We start from the raw sequence: 16,721 nt of genomic DNA on the forward strand, positions 1-16,721 counted from the left end.
CCAGAAGTTCCAGGCCAAGCGCGTGGGAGCCCACATCACCTACACCCGCTCGGGCCACGACGTCCCGTCGATCAGCCCGACAGCGGTCGACCGAGCCATCGTCGCCGCCGCCGACTCCGTACGCTGACCGCCCCCTGGGGCGGACCGCACCTCCGGGCGCGGCCCGCCCTCAACAACCGCGGCTCAGGAGCCCTTGGCCGCTCCGGTCTGGCCTGGATCGGCGTGCTCTGCCCCCTCAGCGCGGCCCTCCAGGCGCGGCGGCCCGGCTGGGTCAGGGCCCGGGGCTCGCCTCTGTCTCCTGGTTTTCCAAGGCGGGCAGACTCTGACAGCACCCGTTCGCCGGGCCGGATCCTGCGTTGGCCCGCCATGGTTGGGCAGCCCTCGTGCCGCGACGGCATCGACCCGTCGCCGTCCGGCACGACTGCATGGACCGGTCGGAGCATCTCACCTGAGGAACGTCGGCCGTTCAGCGCCGGTCGGCGAGAGCGCCTCTGAGGAAGTGGCCGCCCTGCCTGATCGCCGCCACTGTCGGCGGGCTGTCCTGCAGGGGAGTCAGTGACGCGAAGTCGTGCACGGTCCCCAGGTAGCGAGCGGCGGTCACCGGTACGCCGGCCCTCCGCAGCAGGCGGGCGTACTGTTCGCCCTCGTCCCGTACGACGTCCGCCTCCGCTGTCACGATCAGGGCGGGAGGCAGCCCCGCCAGGTCCGCCGTGGTTGCTCGCATCGGCGAGGCCGTGGGCTCGGCGAGTTCGCTCGCGTCGTCGCTGTACTGGTCCCAGTACCAGTCCAGAGCCTCACGCGTGAGCAGGTAACCGGAATCGAACTCGTCCCGCGACGGGGTGTCGGAGTGCGGGTCGGTCATCGGGTAGTACAGCAGCTGGGCGCGGATGCGGGGGCCGCCCCGCTGCTTGGCCATCATGGTGAGAGCCGTGGCCATGGTCGCGCCGGCGCAGTCCCCGGCCAGCGCGAGCCTGCGGCCGTCCAGATCCAGGGCCTCGGCCTGCTCCAGCACCGAGGTCAGGACGGCGTACGACTCCTCCAGCGCGACCGGGTAACGGGCCTCCGGGGTCCGGCTGTACTCGGGCACCACGAAGGCGGCGCCGGTCTCGGCCGTCAGCTTGCCTATCAGGTGCGCGTGGGTCCGGGTATCGCCCAGCATCCACCGTCCGCCGTGCAGGTACAGGACGACGGGAAGCGGGCCGGTCGGCCGCGTCGGCCGGAACAACCAGAAGCCGACGAGCCCGCAGGGACCCACCGGCGCCACCCGGAACTCGGCGTCCAGACCGAAGTCGTCGAAGGCGTGTCCCTGGATCTCCAGCAGTGCCTGCCGTCCGTCGGCCGGTCCGAGCTGGTGCAGGTAGGGCGGGGCGGCGCAGGCGTCGACGAGCCGCTGCACGAGGGGATCGAGGACGACAGCAGGGCGTTCTGACCCGCCCCGGCTCCCTGCGGGTTCGGAGTTCAACGGCTCACATGTCCTTCCCTCGTCACGACCGGCCGTCCGCCGGACGGTCACCGCCCCTCCCCTACCCGAAGGGACTGCGGCAATTCCGCAGCAGCGTCCCTTGCGGTCTGCCCCGCCGTGGGATCACAGATCGTCGAACAGATCGCGGAGCTGGTTGCGGCTGCTGACACCCAGCTTCGGATAGACGTTGTAGAGGTGGGTGCTCACCGTGCGCGGGGAGAGCATCAGTTGCTCCGCTATCTCCCGGTTGCGCAGCCCCCGTGCCGCCATCCTCACGATCTGGCGCTGCTGGGCGGTCAGTTCTGCCAGCGGGTCGGCCTGGGCTGGGGCGGCGGCCACGCCGCTCGCCCGCAACTCGGCGCGCGCCTCCTCGGCCAGACCGGAGGCGCCGAGCCGGGTGAACGTCTCCAGCGCCGTGGCCAGGAGGGGACGGGCGTCCAGGGGGCGCCGCCGTCTGCGCAGCCACTGCGCGTAGTGGAGCCGCGCCTGCCCCCGGGCGAGTGGCCACTGATCGCCCACCGGGTTCACCGTGGCGAGCCGGAAGTGGTGTTCGGTGTCCTTCGGGTCGCCGGTCAGCGCGGCGGCATGGTGCATCAGCAGCGTCATCCGGATCGTCGGGCGCTCACCCGTCGCGGCGCGCACCGCGTCGAGGACGTGTGCCGCCTCCTCCTGGCGGCCCGTCCGCTGGGCGGCCGCGGCGAGATCGGCGACCGAGCGGAGGGACAGGAAGTAGTGCAGCGCTGTCCCGTCCTCGCCGAACAGGGACCGGAAGTGCCGGAACGCGGCGTCGAAGTCGCCGGCCGCCATGGCAGAGGTACCGGCGGCCCGCAGGAGTCGCGCGTGGGTGGCGCGGTTCTCCTCCAGTGCGACTGCCGTCCATGCCTGGTCCGCCGGCATGGACCCGGGCTCGCCGCGCAGGGCCCGCAGGGTCGCCCGCAGCGCCTCGATGTCGATCTGCAGGTGCCTCCATTTGTGAACCGCCGCCAGCGCCGCGGCCTGCTCCAGGTACTGGTCGGCCTCCACCCACCGTCCGGCGTCGATCAGCGTCGCGGCCATCGGCATGAGCGTGGGCGCGGCGGAGCCCATGGCACCGTACGCGTTGAGCACGGGGTGGACCCGCCGGAAGGACTCGAGGCACAGATCGGACTCGTCGGCGTAGAAGGCCACCCCGCCGACGGCGAGCAGCCGGGTCATCTCCGCGACATCGAGCGACGGCTCCGGCGAGCCCTGCCGCCTCCGGATGCCCCGCAACAACTCGGGGGCACCGGTCGGTTCGGCTGCGGCCCCGGTCACGGCCAGCACCGCATCGGTGGCGTCGGTCGTCTTCAGCTGGGCGTAGTCGCTGCCGTGTTTGCCGACCTCCACCTCCTTCAGCAGCGCGGCCAGCGGGTGCCTGACCTCGGGCAGGCCGGACTGGAACGCGACTGCACCGAGCACGCTGGTCAGAGCAAACCTCGTCATGGCGTCCCTGGGCGGATTCGGCTCCAGTGCGCTCATCAGCACCTGGAACCCCTCGCGCTGTTGACCGAACAGCGACAGGGCCATGCCCGCGGCATTGGCCGCCATGCCCAACAGGTCCCGGTCCTCGGTCAGCGCGGTGATCTTGCCGTAGAGGTCGCCGACCCAGGAGGGGTCGCCGGCGTTCTGGGCGGCCCTCAGCGCCTTAGCGTAGCGGCGCGCCCGGTCGGCGGTCGTGGGACTGCACTCGGCGGACCGTTGCAGGGCCTCGGCCGCCGCGAAGAACCCGCCGCGCCGCTCGGCGAGTTCGGCGGTGTCCTCCAGGGCCGCGGCCACGGACTCGTCCTGGCCGATGCATGCTGCGGCCAGGTGCCAGGCGCGGCGCGCCGGGTCGGCCGTGAGGGCCGCGGCCAGGTCCCGGTGCACCTGCTGCCGGAGATAGGCGGGCGCCGTGTGATAGGAACCCGCGCGGGCCAGCGGGTGGCGGAAGACCACCTGCCCGTCCGCCACGGTCACGAGGCCGGCCTCCTCGGCCGGGGCCCACGCCGAGAGATCCGGCCCGGCACCCGCGGCCGACATGATCGTCGCGAGGTCTTCGTACTGCGACGCCGCCGCGTAAAGGACCAGTCGCCGGGTCGTTTCCGGCAGCCCGCGCAGACGGGCGGCGTACAGCTGATGGATACGCTCGGTCTGCGGCAGTCCGCCGCCGGGCAGTACGCCCGCGCCCCCCGTACCGGCCGCGCGGCACAGTTCGATGATGGCCAGCGGATTTCCGTCGGCCTGCCGCAGCAGTTCGATCCGCGTGCGGCCGGTGGGAACGTGCGGCTGTGCGTCCACGAGTTCGGCCGCGGCCCGTTCGGACAACGGGCCCAACAGCACTGCGGACACGGCCTCCGGAACCCCCTCGGGAGGTGTCTGCCCGCGTGCTGCCAGCAGCACTGGCACGTCGGCGGCGGTGAGGCGTCGTATCACGAAACTGAGCACTTCGAGGGAGTCCCGGTCGAAGTGCTGGACGTCGTCGATCGCCAGCAGGACACGCTGCCGGCGGGAGACTTCGGTCAGGAGCGTCAGGACCGCGACACGCAGCAGCGTGGGGTCGGACGGTCCCTGCGCGGGAGCGATGCCGAACGCCGTCTCGAGTGCCTTGCGCAGATGGTCGGCCAGCGTGGCGGCCTCGTGCAGAACGGGGAGAAGCAACTGGTGCAGGGACGCGAAGGACTGTCGCGACTCGGCCTCCGTGCCCTGGCACGCCAGCACGAGCGCCCCGCCATCCCGTGCGTGGTCGACGGCGACGGCCAGCAGCCGCGACTTGCCCGTGCCGGCCTCGCCGAGCAGGATCAGCATCCGCGGCTCGCCACTACCCTCGACGATCTGAAGAAGGCAGGCGATCTCGGCTTGTCGGCCCAAGGGGGCCACATGCGTTTCGAACGAGTGCATGGTGCTGGTGCCTAGCCCCCGTGCCGGGCCACGGTCGCCACGTCCGCGCAGGGTATCCGGGGAGCATCCTTGAGCGGTTCGGCCATGATGTTCTCCCCTGTCCCCGTGTGCGCCCACCCCTGCCGGTCACAACACGCGCGAGGCAGATGGCAGACATTTTGCCATCCTTCTGGTGCGGGGTAGCCCTGTCCCAAGAGCGCGGAGCCCGCGTCCGGCGGACATCTCGGGACCCCGCAGCCCCTGAAGGGGTGTTGTCGGGGACATCAGTGACGGCGAGCGGGAGTGCCGTCCGCTGCTCAGGTGTGTCGAGCGCTCGCCTGCCATTCCCGCGGTGACATGCCGTACGCGGCGCGAAAAACCCGGGAGAAGTGGGAAGCGCTCACAAAACCCCAGCGTTGCGCCACTGCCGACACAGCCTGTGTCGCCCCCGAAGGCCGTGACAGATCACGTCGGCACCTCTCCAGGCGCTCGCGGTGGATCCAACGGCCTACCGTGATCCCTTCCGAGCTGAAGAGTTTGTGGAGGTACCGAACCGATATGTGGTGCGCGACCGCAATCCTCTCGGGCGAGAGATCGGGGTCGGCCAGGTGCCGAAGAACGTACTCCTTGACTCGCGCCAGCATGCCCCGGGCGATCTCCGAAGCCTGGGGGTCCAGCCGGCCCTGGCGTTCACGCAACAGCACCGCCAGCAGATCCACGGCCGTCATGGCGAGTTGCCGGCCCGTGTAGGGGTCGAATCCGGCCGCCTGGTCGGCCAGACGTGCCAGATACCCGGCAATGAGTCCGGACGTACCGGAATGGCTGCTGAACAGAGTCCCGGTAATCGTCTGCAGATCGGCGTCCGACATACCCAGCTCCTTCTTCGGCACACCGAACCAGGTGAAGCGGAAGTCGTCGGGATGCTCTCTCCTGAAGGGCCGGCCCGTGTCACAGCAGCTGAAGGCCCCGGGCTTGACCAGAACGTCGCGTCCGCCCTGAGTGAGCCGCGCCGTACCTCGCTGCTGCAGGGTGACGGTCATGTACTCCTCTCCGCCCTTGGCGATCAGGCGTCTGTGCCGCGAAACCGTCTGGGGGCCGGCCTCGACCACGGAGATCTGCAAGGGCCCGAGCCGGTCGCTGCTGATCGTCCCCACCGACGGTTCACGCTCATGAAGCGTCACGTCCAACGGGATGAATGTGCTGGAGACGAGGCTGTGCCAGTAGTCCGCCCGTTCGGCAGGCGAGAACGGCACCGTGGAGAGTACGACGGACATCATGACTCCTCGTCAGGGTCATTGCGGGCGTTCCTTCTCGAGCGTCGGAGCAGAAGAAGGAACGCGCCGACCGGGCTGAGGCGCCCGGAGCGGACAGGTTGGGAGGCCCTGGCAGGACAACGGTGTCGACTGTCTCCTGCATCCACTCTCCGGTCCGCGGCCGCCGGTGCCATCCGTCATGTGACGTACGGTCCGTGCCGTCCTCCAGTTCACAGCGCCGCGATGGCGCAAGTGACGATCGGCCGGCCTACGAGGCGTTCGGCACCAGACTGGTGAAGGCGGCCTGGCGATGAGCAAACCGCGGGCTTTTCCGATGCCGGGGGCAAGGCGGTTGTATGTGGGCCGCGCCTGGACCCGTGGCAACTCGGCCGCTGCCTGGCTGATGACCGCAGCGCCGTAAGAGCGGCCCAAGAGCACGATCGGTCCCGGGACACCGTCCAGGACGCTTCGGATGCAGGCGGCGTCGCTCGCCGGCTCGCGCAACGGCAGTGATGGTGCCAGTACATGGCGTCCCTGCCGCTGGAGCCGCCCGCCGACAGTGCTCCCGCTGGGGTTGTCGGCGAGCGGGCCGTGAATCAGGACAATGGGGCGGGAGCGAGTCGGCCGACCGGTCGTCCGCCACTGATGTGGCCGCGCGGTGGGTGGTGGAAGGCGCCGCCCGTCAACGCGGGAGGTCGGGGTCGATCCGCTGCCTGTGCCGGCAGCGAGTGCCGCCAGAGAAGGGGACTGAGCGGCAGATCAGGCGGGGCCGGCGAAGGCACCTGCCCTGTCGGTGCACCAACTGTGGCCCGTCCGCGCCGACGAGGGGGTGATGGACGTCTCCGAGAGCCTCGCGCAGCAGTAGGCCGGGACACGTCCCTGCATGGCACTTCCAGGCCAGCAGCGGTGCGCTCGAGGACAACAGGCGTCGAGATGCTCGCCCTAGCGTGACGGCATCCCTGCCGCGACCGCCCCTCTCATCGAGACGGAGCGTGGTCCTGCGCGGCCAGTCACTCCGAACGAAGGAAACGAGACCTTGCCGTACATAACAGTGGGCCAGGAGAACTCCACCACCATCGACCTCTACTACGAGGACCACGGAACCGGTCAGCCGGTCGTCCTCATCCACGGCTTCCCGCTCGACGGCCACTCCTGGGAGCGGCAGAGCGCCGCGCTGCTCGACGCGGGCTACCGCGTGATCACCTACGACCGCCGCGGCTTCGGCCAGTCCAGTCAGCCGACGACCGGCTACGACTACGACACCTTCGCCGCCGACCTCAACACCGTGATCGAGACCCTCGACGTCACCGACGCCGTCCTGGTCGGTTTCTCGATGGGCACCGGAGAGGTCGCCCGGTACGTGTCCGCCTACGGCACCGCCCGGGTCGCCAAGGTCGCCTTTCTCGCCTCGCTGGAACCCTGCCTGCTCAAGACCGACGACAACCCGGACGGAGTCGCCCCGAAGGAGTTCTTCGACGGCGTCGTCGCGGCGGTCAAAGCGGACCGCTACGCCTACTACACGGCCTTCTACCAGGACTTCTACAACCTGGACGAGAACCTGGGCACCCGGATCAGCGAGGAGGCCGTCCGGCACAGCTGGGACACCGCCGCGGGTGGCGGCTTCTTCGCGGCCGCTGCGGCGCCGTCGACCTGGTACACCGACTTCCGCGCCGACATTCCGGCCGTTGACGTGCCCGCCCTGATCCTGCACGGCACGGGCGACCGCATCCTGCCCGTCGAGGGAACCGCACGCCCCTTCCACAAGGCACTCCCGTCCGCCGACTACGTCGAGATCGAGGGCGCCCCGCACGGACTGCTGTGGACCCACGCCGAGGAGGTCAACACCGCGCTCCTCGCCTTCCTGGCGAAGTGATCCCCGGCCGCAGGCCCGCCCGACGGGCCTGCGGATCGATGCTGTCGTCGGGATCCGTGGGAACGCGGATCCCGACAGCGCCCTGGCCCACCCCGGGCCGACGCGCACAGGGCCCCACGCAACTGACGGCCGTTCAGAACGTGCGTCATTCGTGCGTCAGGAATCGCCGCGGCACGGCAACCCTGGCAAACAGGGGAAACAGCCGACCGTCCCAAGAAATAGCAGGTCAGACGCCCTATCGGATGGGCTCCAGAATGGCGGCACACTCCACGTGTGAGGTCATCGGAAAGATGTCGGCATGAGCGAATCAAGGAAAAGACCAGGTCACAGCCCCTTTCTCGCCACATTGCTCTGCGTGCGGGCGTCCAGAGCGTCAAACGAGCGTAAACGGCCGACAGCCCGTCCCTGCCGCTCAGAGCGGAAGAGGCTACGACAACCAGCTCACCGGCAGGACCCGCCTCGGCTCACTCCGGACGCCAGCACTCACATCGGGCGTCACTGCGGGCAGTCCGTGCCACTCAGGGCGGAACAGACGAGTCGTGGCCCGCGGGCGTCCTCGCGGACTTGATCCCCGGTGTCACCCTCACGCAGGTCTTGCAGAGGGGGGCGGGACAGACAGGAGCAGGGATGGGGGGATGAAGCGGTACGAACACGGCACCTTCGTGGACCTTGAAGCGTAGAGAACTCCGTGATCCACAGAAGCCGCCGTGTTCGCCTGCTCCCGGAGCCCGCCGCCGACGTCGACCAACCCAAGATCGGGCGAGCCAGGCAAACGCCGGAGCCTGGCCACAAGCGGGTCCTGTCAGCCGGATGAAGGGTGACGCGGGCGGGTACGCCTCAGCGCGTCAGGACATATTGGCCCAGAAATTCGCCAGGCCGTCACTTCCCGGCACAGTGAAGTTCCGGGAGATCGAGATTCCGCTGGTGCAGTCGGTACTGGTGAAGGTGATCAGATTCAGCGGGGCGCCATCCAGCAAGTCGAAATGACCATCCACCCAGCCGGTGCCGTCGGAGAGCGTTCGGCAGACTGCGAAGGAGCCGCCCGTAGGATTGGTGGTGTTGATGTACACAGAGTGGATCGCGCTCGGCTTGTACACCATCAGGTGATGGAGCGGGAGGGCCGCTGATGCGGTGGGTGCTGTGCTGACAAGGAGGGCAGCGGTTCCTGCGACCGCAGCAGCCGCTCCCCAAAGGCGTTTCTTCATTTCTTCTCCGGTAGAGGTGTTGATTGAATTCCCTGACTGCCGTGTTTCTTCTGTCGGTACGGGGGCCGTGCAGCCCTGAGGCAGGATGCGTGGGCCGTCACCCCGGAGGGGCCAGCCGACCCGGCGAAGAACCGGCGGAACTTCAAGGACGCATCGAGGCCGGCCGACAGTGGCGACAGTCTCATGTGGCCGCCAGGGCATCCGCCGACCGCAGTGCCCCCTGGGGGCAGCCGCACATGGAGCGCCTCATGAGGTCATATCGGCCCAAAAGTTCGTGAGGCTAGTGTCGTGGACCGGCACAGTGAACCACTTGGACAGGGTGTATCCGGCAGAGCAGTCCGAGCTCGTGAAGGTGATCAAATTCAGCGTCGAACCATCTGGTGCGGGCACTCCCGTGCTATTCCAGACAGGGTCGGTATTGGCCGCGGGCAGTGTGATGCATTTCGTCACAGGGTGGCCATTGAAATCTTCGCCGTTGTAGTAGACGGAGTGGATGTATGAGGCCCTCTTGACCATGACGTTCTTGGAACCGCCGTCGGTGGGGAAGGCTGCTGCCGACGCGCTACCCGCGGCCCCCAGGGCGATTCCGGCGGCGGCCACGGCAGATATGAACAGGTGACGCTTTTTCATGGATCTCTTTCTTGGAGTTGTGCTGGTGCGATGGTGAGCGCACCTCGGAACATGGAGGTGGTGTACGGGTGAACAGCTACTGAACTGATCAAGTCTCGACAGGGTCGTTCGCAGGTCCCGGCGTTTGCCGGCTCGCCCGACCTTGGGTTGGTCAAGCGCCGGCGGTGGACCCCGGGAGCAGGCGAACACGGCTCCTGTGGATCACGGAGTTCTCTACGCTTCAAGATCCACGAAGGTGCCGTGTTCGTCCCACATCATCCCCCATCCCTTCTCCTGTCTGTCCCGCACCCCTTCTGCAAGACCTGCGTGAGGGTGCCCCCGGGATCAACTCCGCGGCACGGTGGCAGAGTTCGAGTCGCTCACCGATCCGCGCGGAAAAAAGGTCGCGGCGGCGTTGCGGCTGTCCGACGAGGCCCGAGGCCCGTTCTCGATCAGCTTGTGGGGTATCTCTCCGGGTTCTGGATCACTTCTGGTGCTGGACTGACGGAGGGTCATTGCCGGTGCCGGGACCGGCCCGAAGACACGCGGCCAGGAGGACGCGCTTCGCCGAGCAGGTCACCGGGCTCACCTTCCGGCACGGCCGACGCAGCACACGATTGCATGCGGTCCCGCAGGCGGTCGCACTGATGCCGGCCGGGCCGACACCCGGCCGGCGAGTCTTCTGCACGCCGCCGCCAGCCGCTCCACGCTCCTGCGGCTGATCCGGACCATGCCCGGCCCGCCGACAACTACGCCGTCTTATCTGGGTGTTGTCGACTTCGCCCTACGGCGGGGCCACGTCTACGGCACCGTCCTGATCGACAGCGAGACCCGCGGGCCGATCGACCTGCCGCCCGACCGCGAGGTCTCGACCCTCGCTCGCCGACTCGCCGAACACCCCCGGCGTCGAGATCATCTGCCGCGACCGGGCCACCGCCTACGCGGAAGGCGCCCGCACGGGCGCCCCGGACGCCACTCATGTGGCCGATCGCCGGCATGTCTGGCACAACCTCGCCGAGGAGGTCGAGCGCTGCGTCAGCCGGCACGCCGCCCACCTGCGCGAACCCGAACCGCCCTCGACACCCCGGGGCTTCGGCCGCCGCCCTCACGGAGTTGGAGAAGATCGCCACGGCGGGCCGCCCGGCCGGCACCGCCCGTCAGTATGCCTCCAGGTAGTCGTCCAGGGCGGCCGGTTCAGCGGTCGTGCCGGACCGGCCTACTTTCTCTCCCATGCCGCGGCCCGCCAGACACAATGGCTTGCCGAGGCCGACGAACAACTGCCGCTGCTCACCCTGCATCTGGCTCCCCATGAGGACGGCCAAGTCCCGCACGGCGACCAGTTCGTCCGGCTGTCCGTCGACCTGGCGACCGGCTCCGCCGGTGCGTTGCTCGCGCTGGCAGCCGCCAGCGCGCGGACGGTGTGGTCACCGCCGGCAGCCGGGATCCCGGCTGCCGGCGAACGTGCCCCGGTTCTCCGGCGGCACGGCAGTCGCGTTCGTCGCGTCGGAACTCACACCCCCGGCGACGAGCTTCGACGACAGTCACGCGCCGGCCCGTGCCTGGGGCGTCGACGGAGCGCCCCTACGGGAGGTCCTGGACCTGGGCGAACGGCAAGGCCGACTGGGTGACCTGCGGGAGGGGACCTTCGCGGCGGGGACCACCCAGGCCGAGAGTCATGACTGGCGGATCGGTCAGCGGGTCGGGCTGCGGCTCGCCGACGGGCCGGACCGTGAAGCTGCGACTCGTCGCCGTCTACGCCCGCGATCTCGCCTTTACCGAGTTTCCGCTGCCCCGTTCCACGGCTCTCGGCCATACCGGCTCACCGTACGCCGAGCTGATCCTCCTCTCCGGGAACATCCAGTCCTGGCCGAAGGAAGCAGGGCAGACGATGTCCTCACGAGCGGCCTACCTGGCCGACTTCAGCCCGCGCAGTCCGCAGGACGACCTGGCCGCCCACCTGATCGTCGCCGTCGTCTCGGGCTACGCGCTGATCGCCGCGGCCAACACCCGCGCTCTCGCCCAGCGTGACCGCCGGACCCACCGCGCCCACCTGTCCCTTCGCGGCCGGTTCGAGGATCGCCACGTACTCCACATGATGCGCTCCGGCAAACAAGTCGAGCCCACCCGGCCGAACGTAATGCATCTATGAAAGTCGCAGGTCAGAGGCTCTTACGAGGGGCTCCAAAATCGCCACGCACTCCACATGATGCGTCATCGGAAACAGATCGAACGCCCGCAGCGTCCGCACCCGGTACCTCCCGTCCCGGAAGTACCCCAGGTCACGGGCGAGCGCAGCGGGGTCGCAGGCGACGTAGGCGATGCGGCGGGCGCCCAGGGACGCGAGGTGTTCGACCGTCTTGCGGCCCGCGCCCGCGCGCGGGGGGTCGAGGACGATGAGGTCGACCTCGGTGATACCGGTGCGGGGCAGGACGGACTCGACCTTGCCCTGCTCGATGCGGACCCGGTCGAAGTCGGCGAGGTTGTGCCGGGCGTCCTCTACGGCGCGCTTGCCGGACTCGATGCCGAGGACCGCTCCCTTCTCGCCGAGCCGGTCGGCGAGGGCGCCCGCGAAGAGGCCCACTCCGCAGTACAGGTCGAGCGCCGTCTCGCCCTTGCGCGGCAGCAGGCCCTGCATGACCGCGGTGACCAGGGTGTCGGCGGCCTTCGGGTGCACCTGCCAGAAACCGCCGCTGCCCACGCGGTAGGTCCGGCCGTCGGCGCGCTCGCGCACGAAGGGGCGGCCGTGGACCCGGTGGATGCCGCCGTCCTTCTCGCCGACCCGCATCACGGAGACCGGCTTGTCCAGTTCGACGATGGGCAGCCGGGCGCCCGGCGTCGGCTCCAGGATGACCTGGCGGTCCTGCGAACCGGTCGCCGCGATCGCGTCGATGGACGCCATGCCGGTCCAGTCCCGCTTCTCGATGCCGAGCTCGCTCACTCCGGCGGCCGCGATCATGCAGTGGTCGATCGGCTCGACCTCGTGCGAGCGGTGCCGGCGCAGGCCCGCGCGCCCGGTCGAGGCGTCGACGGCGTACTGCACGCGCGTGCGCCACTGCGGCACCTCGCCCGCCGGCAGCTTGTCGCCCTCGGCCGGCATCACCGTGCCGTCCCAGCCGGCCTCCTCGGGCGTCAGCCCCGCGAGCCGCCGCAGCTGCTCGGCGACGACCTCGCCCTTCAGCCGGCGCTGCGCCCCCGGCTTGGCGTGCTGCCAGTCGCAGCCGCCGCAGCGGCCCGGACCGGCGTAGGGGCAGGGCGCCTCGATGCGGTCCTTGGACTCCTCCAGCACGGACACGGCGTCCGCGCGCAGGAAGCGGGCCCCCTCCACGCCCTCGGTCACCCGCGCCACGACCCGCTCACCGGGCAGCGCGTGCCGGACGAACAGCACCTGGCCCTCTTCCGTGCGGGCGATGCAGTGCCCGCCGTGGGCGACGGGGCCGACCTCGACCTCGTACTCCGCCCCGACCAGCGACTTCTTCGGTTCTGCCTGCATGGCGGGGTGACTCCAGAGGTGAGAAAGAGAGGTGAGAAAGAGAAGTGCGAAAGAACGGCGGCCGGACAACAGCCCACCAGTCTACGTGGGTGCCGTCCGGCCGTTGACCGGCGAGCGTCAGCCCTGCGGGCCCGAGGTGCCGGAGGTGCCCGAGGGCTCCTTCGCCCGGCCCGCCTGGGCGGGGCCGCGCCGCACCGAACCCGGCGCGTTCCACTCCTGCCGCTTGCGGGCCCGGGCCCGCGCCAGCTCCGAGGACTGCAGCTGGTAGGGCACGGACGTCACCATGATCCCCGGCGTGAACAGCAGCCGGCCCTTCAGCCGCAGCGCGCTCTGGTTGTGCAGCAGGTGCTCGTACCAGTGGCCGACCACGTACTCCGGGATGATCACGGACACCGCGTCCCGCGGGGACTCCTTGCGCAGGCTCTTGACGTACTCGATGATCGGCCGCGTGATCTCGCGGTAGGGCGAGTCCAGCACCTTCAGCGGTACGTCGATCCCGCGCCGTTCCCACTCCTCGCGCAGCGCCTTGGTCTCCGCCGGGTCGACGTTGACGGTGAGCGCCTCCAGCGAGTCCGAGCGCATCAGCTTGGCGTAGGCCAGCGCGCGCAGCGTCGGACGGTGGATCTTTGAGATCAGGACGACGGAGTGGATGCGGGAGGGCCGTACGCTGTCGTCGCTCGGGCCCTCGGGGGCCGCGATCTCCGCGGCGACGCCGTCGTAGTGCTTACGGATGGCGGTCATCGTCGCGTAGAAGATGCACATGCCCAGCAGCGCCACCCAGGCGCCGTGCGTGAACTTGGTGACCAGGACGACGACCAGCACCAGCCCGGTGAAGAAGGCGCCGAAGGTGTTGATGGCCCGCGAGCGCATCATGTGCCGGCGCTTGGCCTGGTCCTTCTCGACCGCGAGGTGGCGGTTCCAGTGCCGGACCATGCCGGTCTGGCTGAGCGTGAAGGACACGAACACGCCGACGATGTAGAGCTGGATCAGCCGCGTGGAGTCGGCGCCGTAGATCACGGTCAGCAGGGTCGCCGCGCCGGCCAGCAGCACGATGCCGTTGGAGAAGGCGAGGCGGTCGCCGCGGGTGTGCAGCTGGCGGGGCAGGTAGCGGTCCTGGGCGAGGATCGAGCCGAGCACCGGGAAGCCGTTGTAGGCCGTGTTGGCGGCCAGGAACAGCACGAGCGCGGTGGCCGCGGCGAGCACCACGAAGAAGAAGCTGCCCTTGCCGAAGACGGCCTCGGCGACCTGGGTGATCACCGGGTTCTGGACGTAGTCGGCGCCGACGCCGACGCCGTGCTTGAGCAGGTCGGTGGCCGGGTTCTCGGCCATGCGGACCTTGGTCGTCAGGGCGAGGACGATGATGCCGCAGAACATGGTGACGGCCAGCAGGCCCATCGCGGCGAGCGTGGTCGCCGCGTTCTTCGACTTCGGCTTGCGGAAGGCCGGCACGCCGTTGGAGATCGCCTCGACACCGGTGAGCGCGGCACAGCCGGAGGAGAAGGCGCGCAGCATCAGGAAGACCAGGGCGAAGCCGGCCAGACCCTGGTGCTCTGCCTTGATCGTGTACTGGGCGGTCGGCGCGCGCATGGTGTCGTTCAGCACCAGTCCGCGGAAGGCGCCCCACGCGATCATGATGAAGACGCCGCCGACGAACACGTACGTCGGGATCGCGAAGAGCTTGCCGGACTCCTTCACGCCGCGCAGGTTCATCAGCGTGAGCAGCACGATCACGGCGACCGCGCACAGCACCTTGTGCTGGACCACGAAGGGGACCGCCGAGCCGAGGTTCTCGATGCCGGAGGCGATCGACACGGCGACGGTCAGGACGTAGTCGACGAGCAGGGCGCTGGCGACGGTGAGACCCGCCTTGGAGCCGAGGTTGGTCGTGGCCACCTCGTAGTCCCCGCCGCCGCTGGGGTAGGCGTGCACGTTCTGCCGGTAGGAGGCGACGACCGTGAACATCAGCACGACGACCGCGAGGGCGATCCAGGGGCTGAAGTGGTACGCCGACACGCCCGCGATGGACAGGACCAGCAGCACCTCTCCGGGGGCGTAGGCCACGGAGGACAGCGGGTCGGAGGCGAAGACGGGGAGGGCGATGCGCTTCGGCAGGAGCGTTTCGCCCAGCCGGTCACTGCGCAGTGCGCGCCCGATCAAGATCCGTTTGGGCACGTCGGTCAGTTTGGACACAACAGAGCATCGTAGGCGTTCGAACGGGTGCTCAACCACCCTCCCCCACTGTCGACACGCTCGAGCGGGGGAGGCCCGCCTTCCATCTGCTCACCGGGTGAAATCCGCAAGCGCTTCCACCGCGGATTCCGCGGGCGGCCCGGCCGCCATGCCTCTATGACAATCCTGACACCCGCGAGTGTGCGGAGCATCGGCCGTCGCCGGGACACCGAGTGACGGCAACCGTGCACAGGGGTGCCGACGTCCTACCGCGCGTGTGTAGCTTGGGCGTCGGTCTGAGACCCTGATGCTGAGCAGTAGTTTTTGGACACCGGAAGGACGGTCGTGCACATCGTCATCATGGGCTGCGGACGAGTGGGTTCCGCTCTGGCCCAGACATTGGAGCAACAGGGGCACACGGTCGCCGTGATCGACCAGGACCCCACCGCCTTCCGCCGTCTCGGCCCCGGGTTCGGCGGCCGCCGCGTCACCGGGGTCGGCTTCGACCAGGACACCCTGCGCGAGGCCGGCATCGAGGAGGCCGGTGCCTTCGCGGCCGTCTCCAGCGGCGACAACTCCAACATCATCTCGGCGCGCGTCGCCCGCGAGATGTTCGGCGTGGAGAACGTGGCGGCCCGGATCTACGACCCCCGCCGCGCGGAGGTCTACCAGCGCCTCGGCATCCCCACCGTGGCCACGGTCCGCTGGACCGCCGACCAGATGCTGCGCCGGCTGCTCCCCTCGGGCGCCGAGCCCCTGTGGCGCGACCCCACCGGCGGTGTCCAGCTCGCCGAGGTGCACACCTCCCCCGCCTGGGTCGGCCACAAGATCAGCAAGCTCCAGGAGGAGACGGGCGTCCGCGTGGCGTTCCTCACGCGGCTCGGCGAGGCGATCCTGCCCACGTCGCAGACGGTGTTGCAGGAGGGCGACCTGGTGCACGTGATGATGCGCACCGACGAGGTCGACAAGGTCGAGGCGTCCTTCGCCAAGGGTCCCGAAGAGGAGGGCGGTCACTGATGAGGGTCGCCATTGCCGGCGCCGGCGCGGTCGGCCGCTCGATCGCGGGCGAACTGCTGGAGAACGGCCACGAGGTCCTGCTCGTGGACAAGACGCCGACCGCCATCTCGGTCGAGCGGGTCCCCCAGGCGGAGTGGCTGCTGGCCGACGCCTGCGAGATCACCTCCCTGGACGAGGCGGCGCTGCAGCGCTGCAACGTCGTGATCGCCGCGACCGGCGACGACAAGGTCAACCTGGTCGTCTCCCTGCTGGCGAAGACGGAGTACGGCGTCCCGCGCGTCGTGGCCCGGGTGAACAACCCGAAGAACGAGTGGCTCTTCAACGAGTCCTGGGGCGTCGACGTGGCGGTCTCCACCCCGCGTCTGATGTCGGCCCTGGTCGAGGAGGCGGTCTCGGTCGGTGACCTGGTGCGTCTGCTGCGCTTCAGCCACGGCGACGCGAACCTGGTGGAGCTGACCCTCCCGGAGGAGTCGGCCCTGGCCGGCACCCAGGTGGGCGACGTGGAATGGCCGGAGGACACCTCCCTGGTCACGATCATCCGCGGCACCCGGGTCCTCACCCCGTCCCGGGACGACTCCCTGGAACCGGGCGACGAGCTGCTGTTCGTCGCCGCGCAGGCCAGGGAGGAGCAGCTGGAGGACCTGCTGTCGGTGCGCCGGGAGGACACGGCGGGCTAGCGGTTTCGGTTACGACGACGAGGGGCGCCCCACGCGCGTGGGGCGCCCCTCGTCGTCGTAACCGCAGACTCGTCGTCGTAACCGCAGACTCG

Annotated in this window: 14 protein-coding genes and 1 pseudogene; 6 read left to right on the plus strand and 9 right to left on the minus strand. The window is 69.6% G+C overall.

Annotated features, from left to right (window positions below; translation table 11 throughout):
* Nucleotides 1-466 precede the first annotated feature (466 nt).
* The 4 genes from MKW14_RS40090 to MKW14_RS41745 all read right to left on the minus strand — a co-directional run bounded on the left by MKW14_RS40090 (nucleotide 467) and on the right by MKW14_RS41745 (nucleotide 6,327).
* Complete coding sequence (locus tag MKW14_RS40090) at nucleotides 467-1,396, minus strand: alpha/beta hydrolase (RefSeq protein WP_240871560.1); 930 nt, start codon at nucleotides 1,394-1,396, stop codon at nucleotides 467-469.
* Nucleotides 1,397-1,585: 189 nt separating this feature from the next.
* Nucleotides 1,586-4,327, minus strand: coding sequence for a helix-turn-helix transcriptional regulator (locus MKW14_RS40095; RefSeq protein WP_240871562.1), 2,742 nt, complete (start codon nucleotides 4,325-4,327; stop codon nucleotides 1,586-1,588).
* 326 nt (nucleotides 4,328-4,653) lie between these two features.
* Nucleotides 4,654-5,613 carry an AraC-like ligand-binding domain-containing protein gene (locus MKW14_RS40100; RefSeq protein WP_240871563.1) on the minus strand — a complete coding sequence of 320 codons (960 nt, stop codon included), beginning with the start codon at nucleotides 5,611-5,613 and terminating at the stop codon, nucleotides 4,654-4,656.
* 15 nt (nucleotides 5,614-5,628) lie between these two features.
* The gene (locus tag MKW14_RS41745) at nucleotides 5,629-6,327 is read right to left on the minus strand and encodes an alpha/beta fold hydrolase (RefSeq protein ID WP_374116665.1); all 699 of its coding nucleotides are present in this window, start codon (nucleotides 6,325-6,327) and stop codon (nucleotides 5,629-5,631) included.
* 298 nt (nucleotides 6,328-6,625) lie between these two features.
* Between MKW14_RS41745 and MKW14_RS40105 the strand changes: the two genes are divergently transcribed.
* On the plus strand, nucleotides 6,626-7,462 hold the full coding sequence (locus tag MKW14_RS40105; protein ID WP_240871564.1) for an alpha/beta fold hydrolase: 837 nt from the start codon (nucleotides 6,626-6,628) through the stop codon (nucleotides 7,460-7,462).
* Nucleotides 7,463-8,307: 845 nt separating this feature from the next.
* Here MKW14_RS40105 and MKW14_RS40110 read toward each other — a convergent pair.
* A complete protein-coding gene (locus MKW14_RS40110) occupies nucleotides 8,308-8,667 on the minus strand; it encodes a hypothetical protein (RefSeq protein WP_240871566.1) in 360 nt (119 codons plus the stop codon).
* A 246-nt stretch (nucleotides 8,668-8,913) separates the two neighbouring features.
* Complete coding sequence (locus MKW14_RS40115) at nucleotides 8,914-9,297, minus strand: hypothetical protein (RefSeq protein WP_240871568.1); 384 nt, start codon at nucleotides 9,295-9,297, stop codon at nucleotides 8,914-8,916.
* Between the two features lie 340 nt (nucleotides 9,298-9,637).
* Between MKW14_RS40115 and MKW14_RS41445 the strand changes: the two genes are divergently transcribed.
* Together MKW14_RS41445 and MKW14_RS41450 are read left to right on the plus strand one after the other, a co-directional pair.
* Entirely contained in the window at nucleotides 9,638-9,781 is a 144-nt protein-coding gene (locus tag MKW14_RS41445) for a hypothetical protein (RefSeq protein ID WP_240871586.1), read from the plus strand.
* Nucleotides 9,782-10,190: 409 nt separating this feature from the next.
* Nucleotides 10,191-10,280: pseudogene (locus MKW14_RS41450) on the plus strand (hypothetical protein); the annotation flags it as partial.
* A gap of 153 nt (nucleotides 10,281-10,433) precedes the next feature.
* Here MKW14_RS41450 and MKW14_RS40130 read toward each other — a convergent pair.
* A complete protein-coding gene (locus tag MKW14_RS40130) occupies nucleotides 10,434-10,574 on the minus strand; it encodes a hypothetical protein (RefSeq protein WP_240871570.1) in 141 nt (46 codons plus the stop codon).
* A gap of 377 nt (nucleotides 10,575-10,951) precedes the next feature.
* Between MKW14_RS40130 and MKW14_RS40135 the strand changes: the two genes are divergently transcribed.
* Nucleotides 10,952-11,425, plus strand: coding sequence for a hypothetical protein (locus MKW14_RS40135; protein WP_240871571.1), 474 nt, complete (start codon nucleotides 10,952-10,954; stop codon nucleotides 11,423-11,425).
* Here MKW14_RS40135 and MKW14_RS40140 read toward each other — a convergent pair.
* Both MKW14_RS40140 and MKW14_RS40145 read right to left on the minus strand, forming a co-directional pair.
* The gene (locus MKW14_RS40140; protein ID WP_240871573.1) at nucleotides 11,420-12,766 is read right to left on the minus strand and encodes a class I SAM-dependent RNA methyltransferase; all 1,347 of its coding nucleotides are present in this window, start codon (nucleotides 12,764-12,766) and stop codon (nucleotides 11,420-11,422) included. The genes MKW14_RS40135 and MKW14_RS40140 overlap by 6 nt on opposite strands.
* A gap of 117 nt (nucleotides 12,767-12,883) precedes the next feature.
* Complete coding sequence (locus MKW14_RS40145) at nucleotides 12,884-14,956, minus strand: APC family permease (RefSeq protein WP_240871575.1); 2,073 nt, start codon at nucleotides 14,954-14,956, stop codon at nucleotides 12,884-12,886.
* A 324-nt stretch (nucleotides 14,957-15,280) separates the two neighbouring features.
* On the opposite strand from MKW14_RS40145, the gene MKW14_RS40150 reads away from it, so the two are divergent.
* Both MKW14_RS40150 and MKW14_RS40155 read left to right on the plus strand, forming a co-directional pair.
* The gene (locus MKW14_RS40150; RefSeq protein ID WP_240871579.1) at nucleotides 15,281-15,952 is read left to right on the plus strand and encodes a potassium channel family protein; all 672 of its coding nucleotides are present in this window, start codon (nucleotides 15,281-15,283) and stop codon (nucleotides 15,950-15,952) included.
* Nucleotides 15,952-16,629 (plus strand): potassium channel family protein, encoded by a 678-nt coding sequence (locus MKW14_RS40155; RefSeq protein ID WP_240871583.1) that lies wholly within the window; start codon nucleotides 15,952-15,954, stop codon nucleotides 16,627-16,629. Before MKW14_RS40150 ends, MKW14_RS40155 begins: the two co-directional genes overlap by 1 nt.
* Nucleotides 16,630-16,721: the final 92 nt, after the last annotated feature.

Origin of the sequence: Streptomyces gilvus (assembly GCF_022513565.1) — a bacterium.
GTDB lineage: Bacteria > Actinomycetota > Actinomycetes > Streptomycetales > Streptomycetaceae > Streptomyces > Streptomyces gilvus.

What these genes read in the sequence shown, in the direction of transcription:
- MKW14_RS40110 (WP_240871566.1), bottom strand. Translation starts at nt 8,667, where the DNA reads ATGAAGAAACGCCTTTGGGGAGCGGCTGCTGCGGTCGCAGGAACCGCT.
- MKW14_RS40130 (WP_240871570.1), bottom strand. Translation starts at nt 10,574, where the DNA reads ATGCAGGGTGAGCAGCGGCAGTTGTTCGTCGGCCTCGGCAAGCCATTG.
- MKW14_RS40140 (WP_240871573.1), bottom strand. Translation starts at nt 12,766, where the DNA reads ATGCAGGCAGAACCGAAGAAGTCGCTGGTCGGGGCGGAGTACGAGGTC.
- MKW14_RS40135 (WP_240871571.1), top strand. Translation starts at nt 10,952, where the DNA reads ATGACTGGCGGATCGGTCAGCGGGTCGGGCTGCGGCTCGCCGACGGGC.
- MKW14_RS40100 (WP_240871563.1), bottom strand. Translation starts at nt 5,613, where the DNA reads ATGATGTCCGTCGTACTCTCCACGGTGCCGTTCTCGCCTGCCGAACGG.
- MKW14_RS40155 (WP_240871583.1), top strand. Translation starts at nt 15,952, where the DNA reads ATGAGGGTCGCCATTGCCGGCGCCGGCGCGGTCGGCCGCTCGATCGCG.
- MKW14_RS40115 (WP_240871568.1), bottom strand. Translation starts at nt 9,297, where the DNA reads ATGAAAAAGCGTCACCTGTTCATATCTGCCGTGGCCGCCGCCGGAATC.